Genomic DNA, 16,887 nt, shown 5'->3' with positions numbered 1-16,887 from the left:
TCGTCGGGACCGGGCGGGAACAACTCGAGGCAGCCGACCGTTCACCTGTACGTGGCCGGCGGAGGGGACAGTGTCCCCGGGCCTCACCTGTAGCCCATGGGGACGATCGTCCGGCTGAAGCCCCATGGAGCCTTCCGCCGAGAGGCGACCGCCCTCCGCCTGTCACCGCCTTACGGCCCCGGCTGGTCTCCCCCGTCCAGCCGGGGCTCCTGCGTGCCGACGGCCGGATCGGGCCCGCCGGGGACGCGCGGGCCGTTCGACGCGACACTCCGACAGCGGCCCCTTCAGGCGAGGTGGAGGGTGGCCAGGGCCGTGGTCCAGTCGGTGACGATGGCCTGCTGCGCGGCTCTGAGGGTGACCCGGCCCTTGCAGACCGCGGTGTGCAGCTTCGTCTCCACCGGGTCCTTCTTGTTGTTGACCCCCGAGCCCTTGCGATGGCCGGGGTCGGCGGGTTCCACCCACAAGTTGCGGTAGTCGTTGGGGTCTCCGCCCAGCTGCAGGCTGATCAAGTGGTCGTACTCGGCGTCCCCCAGACGGCCGGTGAAGCCGTAGGCGGCGGCATTCAGTTCCTTCTCCTTGCCGGTGACGGAGGTCGACGGGCGGATGCCGGAGGTGTAGCCGCCTTTGCGGCAGATGGTCGACGCCAGGTTCGCCTGTGTGACCGCCGGGGATATGGCGCCGGGCGTGCACTTCGGGTCCTCCAGCGGCTCCCCGTGCTCGTGGCGGTAGTGGCAGGATCCCGCGGCCGGCTGCTGCTGCACCGTGTACGTCTTCTGCGGACCGGCCCCCACGGCGATGGCCCGCCCGGCTGCCCCACCGGAGGCGGCCGTTCCCGATGGGCCGGCCGTCGGCGTCCCGCTCGCAGACGCGGACAAGCCACCGAGCGAGTCGGGCGAGCAGCCCGCCACGAACAGGGTGGCGAGCAGGACGGACGAAGCAGCACGGCAAGCAGAGCGCATGACGACCTCTCACGACGAGCGATGGCTGAACAGATGTTCCCCCACCCGTCCGGCGGCTTGTCACTCGGGGGTCTGCGCGAGCGCCGCGAATGCCGGGAGACCGCACGCCCCATTCCGCGATGTCCGGGTCGGCCAGGCGGGGCGGGGCCGCCTGCCGGTGAGCGGCGAGCGCGACGAGATGCGGGCGCCGCTGCTCCCGCACCCTCACGCCTCAGCGACGCGAAGTCGATGGCCGGCTGTGCCACCGCGAAGACCGGATCGAGCAGGGCCTGGGCCCATCGGCCCGATCCGGACAGGCCGTCGGCCGTGTTGCCGGAACGTGGCGCGCAGGAATGCCGACAGCTCGGCAGGCAGTGAGCCTTCGTCCGGGACCGTGAATCTGGTCTCTGCCGTCGTCTGCCCGAAGGGCAGGCCTGGCGGCGTCTGGTGCGTGCGACCGCAAGGCGGACGGTCGCCCCGAAGGCGAGCGTGCGTGCCAGACGCCGCCAGGCAGGCGGGACTTTCGAAACCCGCCCTAGGACGGGTACACGTAGCCCTCGACTCGGACCAGGCTGTAGCCGGCGGCGTACGCCGAGTCGATCCCCGCCTGGGTTGCGGTGACGAAGTTGTCCTCTCGCGCGTCGCTCCAGAACTGGTACAGCGGCACGGTACCGCTCACCTGGGAGGAATAGACGTAGGCTTCGACCCCGGCGAGGGTGTAGCCGGCGGCGTACGCCGAGTCGATGCCTGCGGCCGTCGCCGTGCTGAAGTTGTCCTCTCGGGAACCGCTCCAGAACAGATACAGCGGAACCGTGCCCGGATCCTGGGTCGCCAGGGCCCAGCCCTCCTGCCTGGCGAGCGAGTAGTTGGCGATTATGGCGCTCTGTTCTTCGGCGGCGTTGCCCGAGGTGAAGTTGTCGCCCCGTGCTGCGTTCCACCACAGGAACAACTGGTGGCGGGCGGCTGCGGCAGCGGCGGCAGGTTTGGCCGGGGCGGCCTGGGCTGTTCCCGTCCCTGCCAGATTCAAGCCGGCCGCGATCGTCATCGTGCCGGCCAGCCACAGACCGACCAGTCTACGTCTGTTCACGTCTTCTCCTCCTGGCGGAAACTGATGATCGTGTCGTGCTCACTGATGTCACCCGTGATTGCTGATCGCCGTGTCCCGGTGGAAGCGGGTCGGTATTTTTCCGCCGGTCCGGTTCTCCGGAGCATTTGCTGTCTCGCACCAAGGTGGCGGGCCGGTGAGCGACAAACGTTGGACATTCGTTGAATCGGCCATCCAGACCCGGTCAGAACAGGTGTGCGATATCCGGCCTCGGGAGGAGTACGGTCAGGATGACGGTGGAATTCGGTGTGCTGGGCAGCGTCGAGGCCGGCATCGACGGCCGCCCCGTGGCGTTGGGCCACACCCGCCAGCGGGGTGTGCTGGCGGTGCTGCTGGTGGACGTCGGCCATCCGGTGACGACCGATCAGCTGATCTACCGGGTCTGGGGGGACCGTCCTCCGCGGCAGGCTCGCACCACCTTGCGCGGTTACCTCTCCCGGCTGAGACAGGCCCTGGCCACCACCGGCGAGGCGGTCATCGCGCGGCAGCCGGGGGGCTACGCCCTGACCACCGCCGGCACCGTGACCGTGGACATGCACTCCTTCCGCCGCCTGGCCGAACAGGCCCGCGCCGCCGACGACGACACCCTGGCCGCGGCCCTGTTCGAACAGGCCCTGCGACTGTGGCGCGCGGAGCCCTTCTCCACCCTGGACACTCCCTGGCTGAACGCCCTGCGCGACGCCCTGGTCCAGGAACGGCTGGCGGCCCAACTCGACCTGAACGACCTGCGATTACGCCTGGGACAGCACACCGCGCTGCTGCCCGAGCTGTCGGCCCGCGCCACGGAGCACCCGCTGGACGAACGTCTGGCCGGCCAGCTGATGCTCGCGCTGCACCGCTGCGGCCGTAGCGCCGAAGCCCTGGACCACTACCACCGCACCCGCGACCGGCTGGCCCGGGAGCTGGGCATCGACCCCGGGCCCGCGCTGCGGGACATCCAGAGCGCCGTCCTGCGCCAGGACGCCGTCCCGCAGCCGGCAGCACCGGCGCAGTCGAGCCCGGCCCCCGCACAACTTCCGTTGTCCATCGCGGCCTTCACCGGCCGCGACGGCGAACTCGCCCAGCTCGACCACCTCCTGCTGAGCACTGCCGAGGCCGGCCCGGTGCGGCCTGCCGCAGTGGTCATCTCGGCGGTGTCGGGCACCGCGGGGGTGGGCAAGACCGCACTGGCCGTGCACTGGGCGCGCCGGGTGCGGGATTCCTTTCCCGACGGGCAGCTCCATGTGAATCTGCGGGGGTTCGATCCCGGTGGCGCGACGATGGACCCGGCGGAGGCGGTACGGGGCTTCCTGGACGCGTTCGGGGTTCCGCCCGCCCGTGTTCCGGCCGGACTGGACGCGCAGGTGGGCCTGTATCGCAGTCTGCTGGCGGACAAACGGGTGCTGGTGGTGCTGGACAACGCCCGCGACGCCGAGCAGGTCCGTCCGCTGCTGCCCGGCGCGCCGGGCTGTCTGGCTCTCATAACCAGCCGGAACCGGCTCACCAGCCTGGCTGCGGCCGAGGGTGCCCAGCTGCTCCCCGTCGACTTGCTCGCCCCCGCTCAGGCCGGGGAACTGCTGACCAACCGCATCGGTGGCGACCGGGCGGCCGCCGAGCCCGCCGCCGTGGCGGAGATCATCGCCCGGTGTGCCGGGCTTCCGCTGGCGCTGGCGGTCGTCGCCGCCCGCGCCGCCGCCCAGCCCCATCTGCCGCTCGCCGTGCTCGCCGGGGAGTTGAGGGAATCCGGCACTCGTCTCGACGCCTTGGACGGCGGTGACACGGTCACCCGGATACGGGCCGTGTTCTCCTGGTCCTACCGGGCAATGAGCCCCGATGCGGCCCGGCTCTTCCGGCTGCTCGGTCTCCACCCGGGCCCCGACATCGGTGTCCCGGCCGTGGCCGGCCTGGCGGGGATCGCGGCCGGGCAGGCCCGTACCCTGGTGGCCGAACTCGTCGGCGCAAACCTGCTCACCGAACACGCTCCGGGCCGGTACGCGTATCACGATCTGCTCCGCGCCTACGCCACCGAACTGGCCAACACCCTCGACAGCGAGGCTGACCGGCACACGGCCACGCGCCGTATGCTCGACCACTACCTGCACACCGCCCGCACCGCCGATGCAGTACTGACCCCTTATGTGCGCAAGTTGATCGCCTTACCCCCTGCCCCGCCCGGCGCGGTCCTCGAAGATCTCTCCGACCACCAGGACGCGCAGGCCTGGTTCATCGCCGAGCATCCCGTTCTCCTCGCCGCGATCGATCAGGCCTCCGCCACCGGCTTCGAGACCCACGCCTGGCAACTCGCCTCGACCCTCACCAGCTTTCTCGACCGGTACGGCTACTGGCGGGCGCTGGCCGCAGCCCACACCGCCGCCCTCGACTCCGCGGTGCGCCGTCGCGACCCGGCCGGTCAGGCCAACGCCCACCGGGGATTCGGGATCGCCCAGGACCGGCTGGACCACCCGGACGACGCCCGTACCCACTACCTGCTCGCTCTCGAACTGTTCGGCGAACTCGGCAGCCACCCCGGTCAGGCCCGCACCCACCTGCACCTCGCCCGGCTGTCCGGGGCCCAGGGCCACGCCGAGCAGGCACTCGACCACGCCCGCCACAGCCTGGGGCACTCCCAGGCCGCCGACGACCGGTCCGGACAGGCGGCCGCCCTCAACCACATCGGCTGGTTCCGCGCCCAACTCGGTGACCATCACCGGGCGCTCACGGACTGCCGGCAAGCCCTCGCCCTGACCCTGGAGACCGAGGACCTCAACAGCCAGGCCCACACCTGGGACAGCCTCGGCTACATCCACCATCACCTCGGCCGCCACTCGGAGGCCCTCGACTGCTACGGGCAGGCACTCGCCCTGTTCCGCAAGACCGGTGATCGCCACGGTGAGGCCACCGGCCTCGTCTATCTCGGCGACACCCACGCCACCGCCGCCGACCACGAGGCCGCCCGCACCGCATGGACCCAGGCCCTGACCATCACCGAAGAACTCGGCCTCCCGGCCACGGACCCACTGCGCACCAGGATCGTTCAGCGCCTGGCGGCAGGGTGACGACCGAGACGCCGCAGCCCGGCCCACCCGGGCCTGGCGTATGAGCACACAAGGCTCATGTGTCGCGGTGTCGTTGCGGCTCCGCGTCAGGACAGGGCGAGGACACAGAACTCGTGGCCCTCAGGGTCGGACAGGCACGTCCACGGGACGTCGCCCTGGCCCACGTCGAGGTCGGTGGCGCCGAGGGCCCGCAGCCGGGCCACCTCCGCCGCTCTGTCGTCACCGGGGTACGGCAGCAGGTCAAGATGGACGCGGTCCGGCACGGTCTTCACGCCGGGCGTGCGGAGGAACTCGAGATACGGGCCGACACCCTTGGCTGAGCGCAACGCCGCATGATCGTCCGTAACCTCATGCAGGGTCCAGTCCGTCGCCTCGTCCCAGAACCGGGCCATGGCCCGCGGATCCGCGCAGTCGACCACCACCGCGGCGATCGGTCCGGTGTCCCGGTAGATCTCCCGGGGCTCCAGCACGCAGAACTCGTTGCCCTCCGGGTCGGCGAGGACCGTCCACGGCACATCGCCCTGGCCCACGTCGGCGGGCGTCGCACCGAGAGACTTCAGGCGCGCGACCAACTCCGCCTGATGGGCCGCAGAAGTGGTGGCGAGATCGAGGTGCACACGGTTCTTCGTTGTCGTCCTGGGTTCCGGGACGGGAACGACGTCGATGCCGACGGCGACCGGGTCCGGCCAGACGAGGCCGCCGACGGGTCCGACGTAGGTGGTCACGCCGGGGCTGTAAGCACTCCACCCGAGCGCCTCCGCCCAGAACCGGCCGACCGCCGGGGCATCAAGAGCCTTTATGTTCACCTGAACAGGTCTCAGTCCCATGCCGGCGATCCTATGCGCCCGCTCTCCAGCGACATCCGCGCCATCGCCGAACAGAGATCAACTCGCTCACCAGCCGCAATGCTCAGCTCGCCGACCAAGCGCCCAGCCCGGCCAAGCCAAGTGAACCGCTCATCCGAAGAGCCTTTGGTGCACGGCTATTGACCTTGGCGCGGACATGCCCGACCGTGTGTGGCCGAGACGTCGTCGCTCAGGAGTCGTACATGGGACGCTTCAGAACGCAAGTCGCAGCCGTCACCGCGGTGGTGGCCGTGCTGGCGATGGGACCGAGCGCGTCCGCCTCAGCCCTGACATCGTTATCAAAGGCTTCGACAACGTTGTCCACGCGCGAGGCGGAACCGGTGGAAGATCCAGCCGACTACGTGGACCCGCTCATCGGCACCGGCAAGGGCGGCGAGTCGGTGGGAGAGATCAACAACTTCCCCGGTCCGTCGGCCCCGTTCGGCATGATGCAGTTCTCCCCCGACACCGCGGGTTCCTACGCCGGTTACCAGTATCACAGCGAAAGGATCAAGGGCTTCAGCCTCGATCACGCATCGGTCGGCTGCACCGCGTTCGGGGATGTGCCGCTGCTGCCGGTCGTCGGCGACATCGGCGCCTCGCCGTGGGACCGCACGGAGACGTTCACGCACACCGACGAGAAGGCGGAGGCCGGCTACTACGCCGTGACCACAGGCGACGACGCGAAGACACGTACCGAACTGACCGCCACCACCCGCACCGGGCTCGCCGCGTTCACCTTCCCCGCGGAGGCGGCGGGCAAGGCGCAGGTACTGGTCAAGGGCGGCGGCAGCCTGAAGGGCGACAAGAGGGCCGACCTGCGGATCAACGGCGACCGTGAGCTCACCGGCTCCGCGACCACGGGCAACTTCTGCGGCAAGGGCAACGAGTACACCGTCTACTACGCGATCACCTTCGACCGCCCGTTCACCGCCCACGGCACCTGGGACGGCAGCACGGTGACCGAGGGCGGCGAAGCGGTGGACGCCCCGAAGGCGGGCGCCTACCTGACCTTCGACACGACGAACGACCGTACCGTCCGCGCCAAGGTCTCCATGTCGTACGTCTCGGTCGACGGCGCCGAGGCCAACATGGCCGCGGAGATACCCGGTTGGAGCCTGGACGACGTACGAAAGCAGACCCGGGCCGAGTGGACCGAGGCACTGCGCAAGATCCGGATCGCGGGCGGCGAGACCGGTGAGCGGACGATGTTCTACACGTTCCTCTACCACTCGCTGATGCACCCGAACACCTTCAACGACGCCGATGGCCGCTACACAGGCTTCGACGACAAGATCCGTACGCTGCCCGAGGGCCGTACCCAGTACGCCAACTTCTCCGACTGGGACACCTACCGCAGTCTCGCGCCGCTCCAGGCGATGCTGTTCCCCGAGCAGGCGAGCGACATGGCGCAGTCGCTCGTCCACGACGCCGAACAGGGCGGCTGGTGGCCGCGCTGGCCGCTCGCGAACGACTACACGGGCCAGATGACCGGTGACAGCTCCGTGGCGCTCATCGCGAACCTGTACGCCTACGGCGCCCGCGACTTCGACCTGAAGACCGCCCTGAAGTACCTGGTCAAGGGCGCCACTTCGGTGGACGCCACACCTGGTGCGTACCAGGAGCGGCCAGGTGTGGAGGAGTACGTGGAGCGCGGTTACGCGAACAACAGCGCCGTTCGCGGCGACCACACCCGCGTCGGCGCCTCCGTCACTCTCGAATGGGCGATCGACGACTTCGCCATCGCTCAACTGGCGAAGGCCGCGGGCGACAAGGACACGGCACGCACCTTCACCCGCCGCGGCCAGAACTGGCAGAACATCCTCAACCCGGCCACCGGCTACCTCTCCCCGCGCGGCGAGGACGGCCGCTTTCCCGACGGGCCCGGCTACCAGCCGCCGGCAGAGGGCACGTTCGGCCAGGACGGCTTCGACGAGGGCAACGCGGCGCAGTACAACTGGCTGGTGCCGCAGAACACGGCCGGCCTGATCCAGGCGATGGGCGGCCGCGAGACCACGGCGAAGCGGCTCGACACCTTCTTCACCAAGCTGAACGCCGGGCCGAACGAGCCGTACATGTGGGCCGGCAACGAGGTCGACTTCGGCGTCCCGTGGGTCTACAACCACGTCGGGCAGCCCTGGAAGACCCAGCAGACGGTACGCACGATCGCCACCACCCTCTTCAGCCCGACCCCGGACGGCGAACCGGGCAACGACGATCTCGGCGCCCAGTCCTCCTGGTACGTGTGGGCCGCGCTCGGCCTCTACCCCGCCACCCCGGGCACTTCCGACCTGTCGGTGCACAGCCCGCTGTTCCCGCGTGTGGTCCTGGATCTGCCGGGCACCGGGCGCGACCTCGACATCCGTGCTCCGAAGGCCGCGGCGGGCACGCCGTACGTGCACCGGCTGCGGCTCGACGGCCACGACTGGGAGCGCACCTACCTGCCGCGGTCCGCGGTCACGAAGGGCGGACGGCTGGACTTCGACCTGTCCGGGACGCCGGACAGGTCCTGGGCGGCATCGGCGAAGGCGGAGCCGCCGTCGTACCGGGAGGGCGAGCAGGACTTCCTGGCGTACGCGACGCCGAACCAGGTGATCGCCGCCCCGGGCGGTGACGGCGCGAAGCTCACGGTGCACGCGCAGCGGCTCGGCGGACGCGACCGCCTGCTGACGGTCACCGCCGACGCCCCAGCCGGGCTGACGGTTTCCGGCGCGAGAGTCGCCCTCGATCCGCGCACGGGCTCCGGCACCGCCGACCTGACGGTGACGGCGGCGGCCGGCATCGAACCCGGCTACTACGAGTTGCCGCTCACCGTCCGAGGGAGCAGCGGCAGCGCCGTGCACCGCACCGCGATCGTGCTCATCGCGGAGGACGGCGGTCTCGTCGCGGCCCTCGCCGACGCCTACTCGGGCACGGGCGTGTCGAGTGACGACAGCACAGCCGAGGCCGACTACGACCGCGCCGGGAACAGCTACTCGCGGCAGGCTCTGGCGGCCGCCGGACTCACGGCCGGTGCGCGCGTCGAGGTCTCGGGCACGACTCTCGTCTGGCCCGGCCCGCCCGCCACCCGGCCGGACAACATCGCGGCGAACGGCCAGACGCTCGACATCGCGGCCGACACCGCGGACGCGACGCGGCTCCTGTTCGTCGGCTCGGCCACGAACGGCGACAAGAAGGGGACCGCCACTGTCACCTTCACCGATGGCACCACGGCGCAGGCCGATCTGTCCTTCGGCGACTGGACCAAGCCGGGCGGCGGCTCGGATCCGGTCTACGGCAACACCGTCGTGGCGAAGACGCAGTACCGCAACACACCGAACGGAAAGGGCGCAGCGGTGTACGTGTTCGCGACCCAGCCGTACGAAGTGCCGGAGGGCAAGCAGATCGAGTCCGTCACGCTGCCGAAGGAACGAGATCTGCACGTGTTCTCGGTGGCGCTCGGCCGTTGAGGGCCGACGCGCATGTGGCCCGGACCCGGGCACGGGTGCGGCGAGGAGCCGGGGACGGCCGACAGGCTGTTCTTGTTCTCCTGCACGCACGGGTGGAACGGGTCCGGGATCTTCGCCCGCTCCACGGGCGTGCGGTGCATCGCGTATCTCCCTCTCCAGCCGTCGGCACTCTTTTGCGGCACCACCGTCCAGCAGCCCCTGCGCGCGCATGTCTCAGGAGTTCCGGTAGCTCTGGCGCCGTTCCGACAACGGCGTTGTTCGCGAAACCGGCGCAGCAGTGGCGCGCCACCACCACGGGCCCGCTGATGGACGTCTCCTCCGGGCTGTGCCTGAACGTCCGCCGCCGGAGCGACCGCCACGTCGGGGGTCCTCCGGCGGCGGGCAGGGTCGTTTCCGCCGAGCGCCGCCCCGGGCTCTTCACACAAGAACAGCATCCAAGGCATCGGCCGGACCGGCCGACGGCATCCGAACCGGAGGAAGAATGGTCACACACACCACGCGCGGCGTTCTCGCGCGTGCCGTCATCGCGCTGGCCGCCGCTGTCGGGCTGACCGGCATCGCGGGCGGGCCGGCGCCGGCCGCCACGGAGGCCGCCCAGCCCACAGCGTTACGGGTCATGCCGCTGGGCGACTCGATCACGTGGGGCGAGGCGAGCAGCACGGGCAACGGCTACCGGTCGGCCTTGTGGAACGATCTCGCGGCTGAGGGCCACGACCTGGACTTCGTGGGCTCGGTCCGCAACGGTCCCATGGCGGATCCGGACAACGAGGGTCACCAGGGGTGGCGGATCGACCAGATCGCCTCGATCGCCGACGCGAGCCTGGCCCGTTACCGGCCCAACGTCGTCACCCTGGAGATCGGCACCAACGACATGCTCCAGAACTACCAGGTGTCCACCGCCGCCGACCGGCTGCGCTCCCTCGTGGACCAGATCACCGCCGACGTCCCCGACGCCACCGTGCTGGTCGCCTCCCTCATCGTGTCCACCAGCGCGGTGGAGGAGCCCAACCGGCCGGCCTACAACCAGGCCGTCCCCGGGATCGTCCAGGCGGCGCAGGCCGCGGGCAAGCACGTGCGGTACGTCGACATGAGTGCCGTGACCACCGCCGACCTCGTTGACGGGGTGCACCCCAACGACGCCGGCTACGCCAAGATGGCCGACGCGTTCAACGCCGGCATCCAGGCGGCCGACAGTGCCGGCTGGATCCACCAGCCCCTGCCCGACAGCGCGCTGCCCGGGACCTGGGACCTCTGCGCGACCGAGAACGGGACCTGCGCAGCCGGTGAGGCAACGGCCATGGCCTACGGCGCGAACGGCAGATTCAACTACCTCACCTCGACCGGTTCCGCGCCGTGCACCAACGCGATCTTCAAAGACCCGATTCCCAGCACCGTCAAGGCCTGCTACCGCCAGACCGCCCCGCCCGCGGACAACGTGTGGTCCCCCTGCGCCACCGAGGGCGGCACATGCGCCTTCTCCGGCGTGATGACCGTCGCCTTCGGCGCCAACGGTTCGTTCCGCTACGCGACTCTGCCCGGCGGGACCGCGTGCACCGACGAGGTGTTCGGAGACCCGATATTCGGCACTGCCAAATCGTGCTACCTGATCTCCGCACCGCCTTCCTTCACCACCTGGACCTCTTGCGCCGCCGAGAACGGAACCTGTTCCTTCAGCGGTGAGCACGAGGTCGCGTACGGTGCCGGCGGACGGTTCGTCTACCGGTCCGTCACCGGTTCGACCGAGTGCAGCAACAGCGTCTTCGACGATCCCGCTCCCGGCACCCGGAAGTCCTGCTACGTGCAGTAGCCCGGAAGGCGCGGTGCCCTGGCCGGAACGGCTCTTCCGTTCCGGCCAGGGCGAGCCCGACCCCGCCGGGGATCTTGAAGGAGTGACACCTTCCTACTGTTCGATCGCCGTGCGGGCCAGTGAGATCAACGTGGCGTCGTCCACGAGTGCGCCGTCCCACAGGGCGGTGAGGCGGGTGATCTTGCCCCAGCGATCCAGTTCAAGGGCGACGACGCCTCGGGGAACCGCGCTGTCGGACGCCGTCCATTCATATCCCCCTCCCACCGCGCTGCCGACGACGTGGCGAACCGCCGTACCGCCACCGGCGTAGGGCAGCAGGGAGACGGCGTTGGTCAGGTAGGCGCCGATGCTTCGCGGGCCGACAATGTGCAGGTGCGCCGGCATGTCCTCGAAGACGGCGCCGGGGGCGAAGAGTTCCGCGGCGCCGGCGCCGTCGCCATGACGCAGTGCCCGCGCGAGCTTGTGTACGACGCGCCTCATGGCGGGCGCCGCGGTTTCTCCGACGGTGGATTCCCCGAAGTCCGTCAGGGGCCCGGACGTGGCTGCCGCGAGGGCCGCCGTGTTGGCTATGCCGAAATGCCGGCCGTCCCAGTAGTCGATTTGCCTGGTGATCTTACGATCGCGGAAGTTGATGACGCCGACCGCGCGGATTTCGGAAGGGCCGAAGAGACCTGCGGTGTCGGTGAAGAACACCAGAGCGCTGGTCGCGTCGCCCAGGATCCGCGTGGGGTACGACTTGCCGTCACTGGGCCAACTGGGAACGAATTGGGACAATGAATCCCGCAGTGAGTCCCAGTTGAAGTAGCCCGCGCCGACGACCGCATCGATGTAGGTGATGAGATCACGCGAGAAGAAGGACATCCACCCGTCCAGGTCGTGCGCGCTCTTGCGGGCGAGATAGCGCTGGACCAGCACGGCCGCCTCCCTGGTGGCGTGCGAGGAGTCGATGACCACATCGACCCCGGGGAACACGAGCCCGTCGCCGGAGTCGGCGGCCGCCGCACGTCCGGGGGAAAGCAGAGAGGCCGCGGCAACCCCGGACCCGCCGAGCACGGCACCACGCAGCAGCGCACGTCGTGACTTCTGGTTCGGTATCTGCACGTTGCGTTCCATCACATACCTTTCGAATGATCTTGCATGACTCGCGACTGTGCTTCGGGCCACTTCAAGTGGCGCAGCATTACCGACCGTTCGATCAGTGGACGATGCCGGACCGTCGGCCGACGACCCTCCGGTCCTCTCCCTCCGGCGCCCACCCGACGGTGCAGCGGTTCAGGGTTTCGAGGATGCGCCCGCCGAGATCGGCCTCGCCGGCGCGAGTGCTGATCAGCGGATCTCACCGGCGGTGCGTACACCGCTCCAGCGGCTGAGTTCAGCTTCCAGGTCCAGGGGTTCGACGGACGCGGTGGTTGCGTACGCGCCCCACTGGTCGCGAGGGAGCATCCACATGATCTCGAATTCGTTGCCGTCGGGGTCGGCACCGTAGACGCTCTTGGTGGTGCCGCCGTGGCTGGACTCTCCGGTGTATGCCCCGGCCGCGGCCACCGCCTTGCGGAGTTGCCGGAGATCGTCGATGGTGTCGACCTGCCAGGCCAGGTGGTAGAGCCCGACCCCGCCGCGTCGCTTGGGCGGCGCGGACGGGCCGACGCCCATGAGGCCGAGATCGTGATCGTGGACAGAGCGTGGCAACCGCAGGAACACCGCGTCGGCCCGGGGCTCGCGCAGGGCGACGTCCATCCCGAGGACTTCGGTGTAGAACCGCTCGGATCGTGCCAGATCGGCGACGAACAGGACGGCGTGGTTGAGCCGCACCGGACCGATACCCATCGGAGTGCTCCCTTCTTGTGACCGCTCGGAGGCAGTGCCGGTTTCGAGTGCCCGCGGCGGTCCAGGTGGCGGGGTCGCCGGTCGGCTGTGGTGGCGTCAGTGGGCGAGGGTGAATCCGCCGGTCCAGGAGGTCTTCTCGCCGACGGCGAGGGTGAGCTGAAGGAAGCCGACCGCCTCCAGCTCCCGGGCCCGCTTGAGGCCGCCCGCGTCCACGGCCCGCAGCCCGGCGGCGCTGATCACGACGGCGAGCGCCGCCTTGGCGTCCGCGTCGTCACCGGCGAGCAGCACGGTGGTCGGCCGCCCGCCCACGGTGCCGGTGGCCAGCGTGCCGGCGAAGTTGGTGTTGAACGCCTTGACCACACGTGACTCGGGCAGCGCGGCGGCGATCTCGGCGGCAGCCGAGCCGTCGGCCGGGACGGTCAGCGAGTCGAAGGTCTCGAAGTTCAGCGGGTTCGTGACGTCGACGACGACCCTGCCGGCCAACTGCGCGCCACGCTGGGCGATGACCTGCCCGACGGCCGGGTACGGCACGGCGAGCACCACGATGTCGCCGGTGACCTCCCGCTCCGCGTCGGAGCTGCCGATGACCTCCACGGTCGCGCCGCTCTTGCCGAAGAGGCCGGCGATGGCCTGACCCATGTTCCCGCTGCCGATGATGCTGATGTGCGGCATGACGACCTCCATTGGTTGTAGCTACAACCATGCCATGACAGTAGAGGTTGTAGCAACAACTTTTCGGCGCTGACATACTGTGAGCGTGGAGACGCGATGGCTCACCCGGAAGCAACTGTCGGCATGGCTACGGCTCGCCGCCGTGCTGGAACTGCTGCCGACCGCCCTGGACAGCCAACTGCGACGGGACGCCCAACTGACCCACTTCGACTACCAAGTGCTCGCCATGCTCTCCGAGGCACCCGACCGCACCATGCGCATGGCGAAGCTCGCCGAAGGCACCACCGCCACCCTCGCCCGGCTCTCCCATGTGGTGCAACGCCTGGAAACCCGCGGCCTGCTGCAACGCGTCCCCTGCCCGACGGACCGGCGCGCCACCAACGCCCGCCTCACCGAGGACGGCTGGAAGAAGGTGCAGGATGCCGCCCCGGGCCACGTGACCTTCGTCCGGGACAACGTCATCGACGCACTCACACCCGACCAGATCACCCAGCTCGCCGACATCGGCCAAGCCATCCTGCACAGGCTCGACCCCGACGCCGCCCGGGCCGGAATGTACCAGTGGTACGACGCACCAGACCCTGCTGATTGATCACGACCACGCGCCCTGCCTTGACCATGCCACCCGCCCGCGGCAGTGTCATGTCCCTTTCTGTTCCTGGGGGTGGGTGGCCAGGGCCTCGACGGTGACGTCCAGCCAGGGGGCCATGGGCAGGGACATCAGAGCATCGTGGAGCTGGGCCGGGTCCTCGGCCTCGTAAAGGCCGACGGTCGCGTTTCGGCCGGGAACGCGCCAGAGCCGTTTCAGAATGCCGGCGTCGCGGAGTTCCCGGGCGCGGGCCCGCTCACCCGCCCGCAGCTCTTCGCGTCGCTCGGGCGGGATGGTGGGCGGCAGTCGGTTCTCCGACCGGACGAGGAATTCCACGTCGTCTCCTTCACCTCGTGGTGTTCGGTGGGCTGCCTCAGCGGGCTGTCAGGTCCAGCAGCACGTCGGCGAGTGCTTTCGGGGCGGTCACCATCGCCTCGTGACCGGTGTCCAGCTCGTACACCGGCCAGCCCCGCTGTCGGGCGCGATCGGCCTGCGTGCTGAAGACACGCATCCAGTTCACGCACTCCACGAACACCCCGGGGATGTCCTCGGCCGCGCCGGTGAGTCGGAGGGGATCGGTGTAGGTCTTCCAGGGATGTGGCGTGAGTCCCGGCGTCAGCCAGTCGATGTCGGTCTGTTCGGTGACTCCCAGGACGGAGAGCGAGCGTACGGGAACGAGCCAGCCGAGGCCGGGACCGGCGGCCGCTTCGGCCCAGTGGCGGGCGACCGCCTCGGGGAGCAGATCCCGGGCCGCTTCACCGTTCGTACCGAGGAAGGCGTCGAGGTGGACGAGCCGGGCGATTCTCGCCGGCCGGCGGTCGGCCACAGCCGTGATGACCTGTCCGGCGTAGCTGTGGCCGACCAGGACGACCTCACACAGATCCAGTACGTCCAGCAGACGGACGACGTCCTCCACGTGGGTGTCCAGGCCCACTTGAGGGGAGAGGAGGTGGGCCCGTTCCGAGAGGCCGGTCAGCGTCGGAGTGTGGACGACGTGGCCGGCAGCGCGCAGCACGGGAATGACGCGGTCCCAACACCAGCCCCCGTGCCACGCCCCATGGACCAGGACGAAGGTGCTCATGTCCCGCTCACCCCATGTGTCTCGTCCTCGGTGGCCGGCGTCACTCCGTACGTCGGGGTACCGCTGGGACGCACCACATGGACGGCCGAGCCGTGCTGCGCGTGCAGGGCGATGGCGCCGCCTCCGCGCCGGACGAAGTCTCCGGAGTGCGCGCTGATCACCACGACACTCGGGGGTGCGATATTGCCTGACGTCATTCTTCCGTCTCCGAATCGGGGGGAGGAGGGTACGGTCGGGGCGCGGCCTTCACGGGGCCGGTACCGGGGGTCTGCTCCGTCGCTGACTGCCCCGCAGGCGAGGCCCATGGGACGTCAGCCCAGGTTCTCGAGGAGCACCATGCCTGCCGCCGTGTTCGAGGCGGGCACGTGGTAGGTCTCGTGGACCCGACGGATCCCGGGGCCCATGGCACCCCGCATGACCAGCCACATGATCAGCTCGATGCCCTCGGACCCGGCGTCACGGATGTACTCCTCGCGGGTCATTCGGGCCAGCTTCTCGGGGTCGTCCTCGATCGCGTCGAGGAACATCCGGTCGAAGGCCTGGTTGATCAGTCCCGCGCGGTCGCCGGCGAGCTGCTGCGACATCCCGCCGGTCCCGAAGACGGCCACCTCGAGGTCCTCGGGATAGGAGCGGAGCGCCCGTCCGAGAGCCCGGCCCAGCGCCAGACACCGCGCGGCGCTGGGCTGCGGGTACTGGATGACGTTGACCACGATCGGGATGACCTTGCACGGCCAGGCGTCCCCGGGTTCGGGGCAGTAGACCGACAACGGCACGGTCAGCCCGTGGTCGACGTCGAGTTCCTGGTACACCGTGACGTCGAAGGAGTCGTCGACGAGGCTCTCGACCAGATGGTCGGACAGCTCCGGCGCGCCGGTGACGGCCGGTACGGGGCGTCTGCCCCAGCCTTCGTCGGCGACCTGGTAGGACGCGGCCGTCCCGATGGCGAACGTGGGGGTCGTGCTCAGGTCGATGCCGTTGGCATGGTCGTTGTAGACGACTATCGCCACGTCGGGTGTGTGCCGGGCCATCCATGCGCGCGCCGGGGCGTACCCGTCGAACAGAGGCTTCCAGTAGGGGTCCTGTGTCTTTCCGCGGTCCATCGCGGCGCCGATCGACGGCACGTGCGAGGTCGCCAGGCCCCAGGTGACCCTAGCCAAAGCTCCGCCCCCCTGCCGTCAATGCCTCCGTGAACTCCTCCACGGACATTCCGGTGAACACGCCACCGAGGTACTGCATCGACCGGTTGTCGAGCATCGCCAGCTTGTAGACGTAGAAGATGGAGCCGCCGAGCTCCAGCATCCTCGTCCACTGGCGTCCGACGACCGCGTCCCGCTGTTCCGGTGACAGTCGGTACACGTCGCAGTAGGCGGCCTCGTCGGCCTTGAACCGTTCACGGTTGTCCGCGTACTTCAGCGACCCGCACAGGCGGTTGAGCGCATAGCCCCGGCGACTGGTCTCGGCATCGAACACATACGTGCCGGGGATGTTCGGCGTCGATCTGGACATCCGTTCCTCTTCTCCGTCTTCCGCGTGCACACG

15 protein-coding genes are annotated in these 16,887 nt (G+C 69.7%); 4 read left to right on the top strand and 11 right to left on the bottom strand.

Features of this window, described 5'->3' with window-relative positions; all coding sequences use genetic code 11:
• Positions 1-284 precede the first annotated feature (284 nt).
• Together ABT057_RS13450 and ABT057_RS13445 are read right to left on the bottom strand one after the other, a co-directional pair.
• Positions 285-959, bottom strand: a complete 675-nt coding sequence (locus ABT057_RS13450) for a hypothetical protein (RefSeq protein WP_352342927.1) — start codon at positions 957-959, stop codon at positions 285-287.
• Between the two features lie 514 nt (positions 960-1,473).
• On the bottom strand, positions 1,474-2,025 hold the full coding sequence (locus ABT057_RS13445; protein ID WP_352342926.1) for a hypothetical protein: 552 nt from the start codon (positions 2,023-2,025) through the stop codon (positions 1,474-1,476).
• A 248-nt stretch (positions 2,026-2,273) separates the two neighbouring features.
• On the opposite strand from ABT057_RS13445, the gene ABT057_RS13440 reads away from it, so the two are divergent.
• Positions 2,274-5,078, top strand: coding sequence for an AfsR/SARP family transcriptional regulator (locus ABT057_RS13440; protein WP_352342925.1), 2,805 nt, complete (start codon positions 2,274-2,276; stop codon positions 5,076-5,078).
• Positions 5,079-5,164: 86 nt separating this feature from the next.
• Here the strand turns inward: ABT057_RS13440 and ABT057_RS13435 are convergent, their stop codons facing one another.
• A complete protein-coding gene (locus tag ABT057_RS13435) occupies positions 5,165-5,905 on the bottom strand; it encodes a VOC family protein (protein ID WP_352342924.1) in 741 nt (246 codons plus the stop codon).
• Between the two features lie 221 nt (positions 5,906-6,126).
• Here ABT057_RS13435 and ABT057_RS13430 point away from each other — a divergent pair, with 221 nt between their 5' ends.
• Together ABT057_RS13430 and ABT057_RS13425 are read left to right on the top strand one after the other, a co-directional pair.
• Positions 6,127-9,372 carry a GH92 family glycosyl hydrolase gene (locus ABT057_RS13430; RefSeq protein ID WP_352342923.1) on the top strand — a complete coding sequence of 1,082 codons (3,246 nt, stop codon included), beginning with the start codon at positions 6,127-6,129 and terminating at the stop codon, positions 9,370-9,372.
• Between the two features lie 481 nt (positions 9,373-9,853).
• Positions 9,854-11,179, top strand: coding sequence for an SGNH/GDSL hydrolase family protein (locus ABT057_RS13425; RefSeq protein WP_352342922.1), 1,326 nt, complete (start codon positions 9,854-9,856; stop codon positions 11,177-11,179).
• 93 nt (positions 11,180-11,272) lie between these two features.
• Here the strand turns inward: ABT057_RS13425 and ABT057_RS13420 are convergent, their stop codons facing one another.
• The 3 genes from ABT057_RS13420 to ABT057_RS13410 all read right to left on the bottom strand — a co-directional run bounded on the left by ABT057_RS13420 (position 11,273) and on the right by ABT057_RS13410 (position 13,678).
• A complete protein-coding gene (locus ABT057_RS13420) occupies positions 11,273-12,292 on the bottom strand; it encodes a nuclear transport factor 2 family protein (RefSeq protein ID WP_352342921.1) in 1,020 nt (339 codons plus the stop codon).
• Between the two features lie 213 nt (positions 12,293-12,505).
• The gene (locus ABT057_RS13415) at positions 12,506-13,006 is read right to left on the bottom strand and encodes a VOC family protein (protein ID WP_352342919.1); all 501 of its coding nucleotides are present in this window, start codon (positions 13,004-13,006) and stop codon (positions 12,506-12,508) included.
• Between the two features lie 96 nt (positions 13,007-13,102).
• Complete coding sequence (locus ABT057_RS13410; RefSeq protein WP_352342918.1) at positions 13,103-13,678, bottom strand: NADPH-dependent F420 reductase; 576 nt, start codon at positions 13,676-13,678, stop codon at positions 13,103-13,105.
• 85 nt (positions 13,679-13,763) lie between these two features.
• On the opposite strand from ABT057_RS13410, the gene ABT057_RS13405 reads away from it, so the two are divergent.
• Complete coding sequence (locus ABT057_RS13405; RefSeq protein ID WP_352342916.1) at positions 13,764-14,270, top strand: MarR family winged helix-turn-helix transcriptional regulator; 507 nt, start codon at positions 13,764-13,766, stop codon at positions 14,268-14,270.
• A 48-nt stretch (positions 14,271-14,318) separates the two neighbouring features.
• On the opposite strand, the gene ABT057_RS13400 is transcribed toward ABT057_RS13405, so the two are convergent.
• The 5 genes from ABT057_RS13400 to ligA form a co-directional block, all read right to left on the bottom strand.
• Entirely contained in the window at positions 14,319-14,603 is a 285-nt protein-coding gene (locus ABT057_RS13400; protein ID WP_352342914.1) for a muconolactone Delta-isomerase, read from the bottom strand.
• Positions 14,604-14,640: 37 nt separating this feature from the next.
• Entirely contained in the window at positions 14,641-15,348 is a 708-nt protein-coding gene (locus tag ABT057_RS13395; RefSeq protein WP_352342913.1) for an alpha/beta fold hydrolase, read from the bottom strand.
• Positions 15,345-15,545 (bottom strand): hypothetical protein, encoded by a 201-nt coding sequence (locus ABT057_RS13390; protein WP_352342912.1) that lies wholly within the window; start codon positions 15,543-15,545, stop codon positions 15,345-15,347. The genes ABT057_RS13395 and ABT057_RS13390 overlap by 4 nt, the downstream gene beginning before the upstream one ends.
• Before the next feature lie 114 nt (positions 15,546-15,659).
• Positions 15,660-16,505, bottom strand: a complete 846-nt coding sequence (locus ABT057_RS13385) for a class III extradiol dioxygenase subunit beta (RefSeq protein WP_352342911.1) — start codon at positions 16,503-16,505, stop codon at positions 15,660-15,662.
• On the bottom strand, positions 16,498-16,854 hold the full coding sequence (gene ligA / locus ABT057_RS13380) for a protocatechuate 4,5-dioxygenase subunit alpha (RefSeq protein WP_352342909.1): 357 nt from the start codon (positions 16,852-16,854) through the stop codon (positions 16,498-16,500). Before ligA ends, ABT057_RS13385 begins: the two co-directional genes overlap by 8 nt.
• Positions 16,855-16,887: the final 33 nt, after the last annotated feature.

Source organism: Streptomyces sp. NPDC002588 (genome assembly GCF_040295925.1).
In the GTDB taxonomy this organism is placed as follows: Bacteria; Actinomycetota; Actinomycetes; order Streptomycetales; family Streptomycetaceae; genus Streptomyces.
The sequence above is the reverse complement of the archived record's forward strand: the minus strand, read 5'-3'. Positions and strand labels throughout refer to the sequence as shown.

What these genes read in the sequence shown, in the direction of transcription:
- ligA (WP_352342909.1), bottom strand. Translation starts at nt 16,854, where the DNA reads ATGTCCAGATCGACGCCGAACATCCCCGGCACGTATGTGTTCGATGCC.
- ABT057_RS13415 (WP_352342919.1), bottom strand. Translation starts at nt 13,006, where the DNA reads ATGGGTATCGGTCCGGTGCGGCTCAACCACGCCGTCCTGTTCGTCGCC.
- ABT057_RS13425 (WP_352342922.1), top strand. Translation starts at nt 9,854, where the DNA reads ATGGTCACACACACCACGCGCGGCGTTCTCGCGCGTGCCGTCATCGCG.
- ABT057_RS13390 (WP_352342912.1), bottom strand. Translation starts at nt 15,545, where the DNA reads ATGACGTCAGGCAATATCGCACCCCCGAGTGTCGTGGTGATCAGCGCG.
- ABT057_RS13395 (WP_352342913.1), bottom strand. Translation starts at nt 15,348, where the DNA reads ATGAGCACCTTCGTCCTGGTCCATGGGGCGTGGCACGGGGGCTGGTGT.
- ABT057_RS13410 (WP_352342918.1), bottom strand. Translation starts at nt 13,678, where the DNA reads ATGCCGCACATCAGCATCATCGGCAGCGGGAACATGGGTCAGGCCATC.
- ABT057_RS13420 (WP_352342921.1), bottom strand. Translation starts at nt 12,292, where the DNA reads ATGGAACGCAACGTGCAGATACCGAACCAGAAGTCACGACGTGCGCTG.
- ABT057_RS13430 (WP_352342923.1), top strand. Translation starts at nt 6,127, where the DNA reads ATGGGACGCTTCAGAACGCAAGTCGCAGCCGTCACCGCGGTGGTGGCC.
- ABT057_RS13440 (WP_352342925.1), top strand. Translation starts at nt 2,274, where the DNA reads ATGACGGTGGAATTCGGTGTGCTGGGCAGCGTCGAGGCCGGCATCGAC.
- ABT057_RS13435 (WP_352342924.1), bottom strand. Translation starts at nt 5,905, where the DNA reads ATGGGACTGAGACCTGTTCAGGTGAACATAAAGGCTCTTGATGCCCCG.
- ABT057_RS13450 (WP_352342927.1), bottom strand. Translation starts at nt 959, where the DNA reads ATGCGCTCTGCTTGCCGTGCTGCTTCGTCCGTCCTGCTCGCCACCCTG.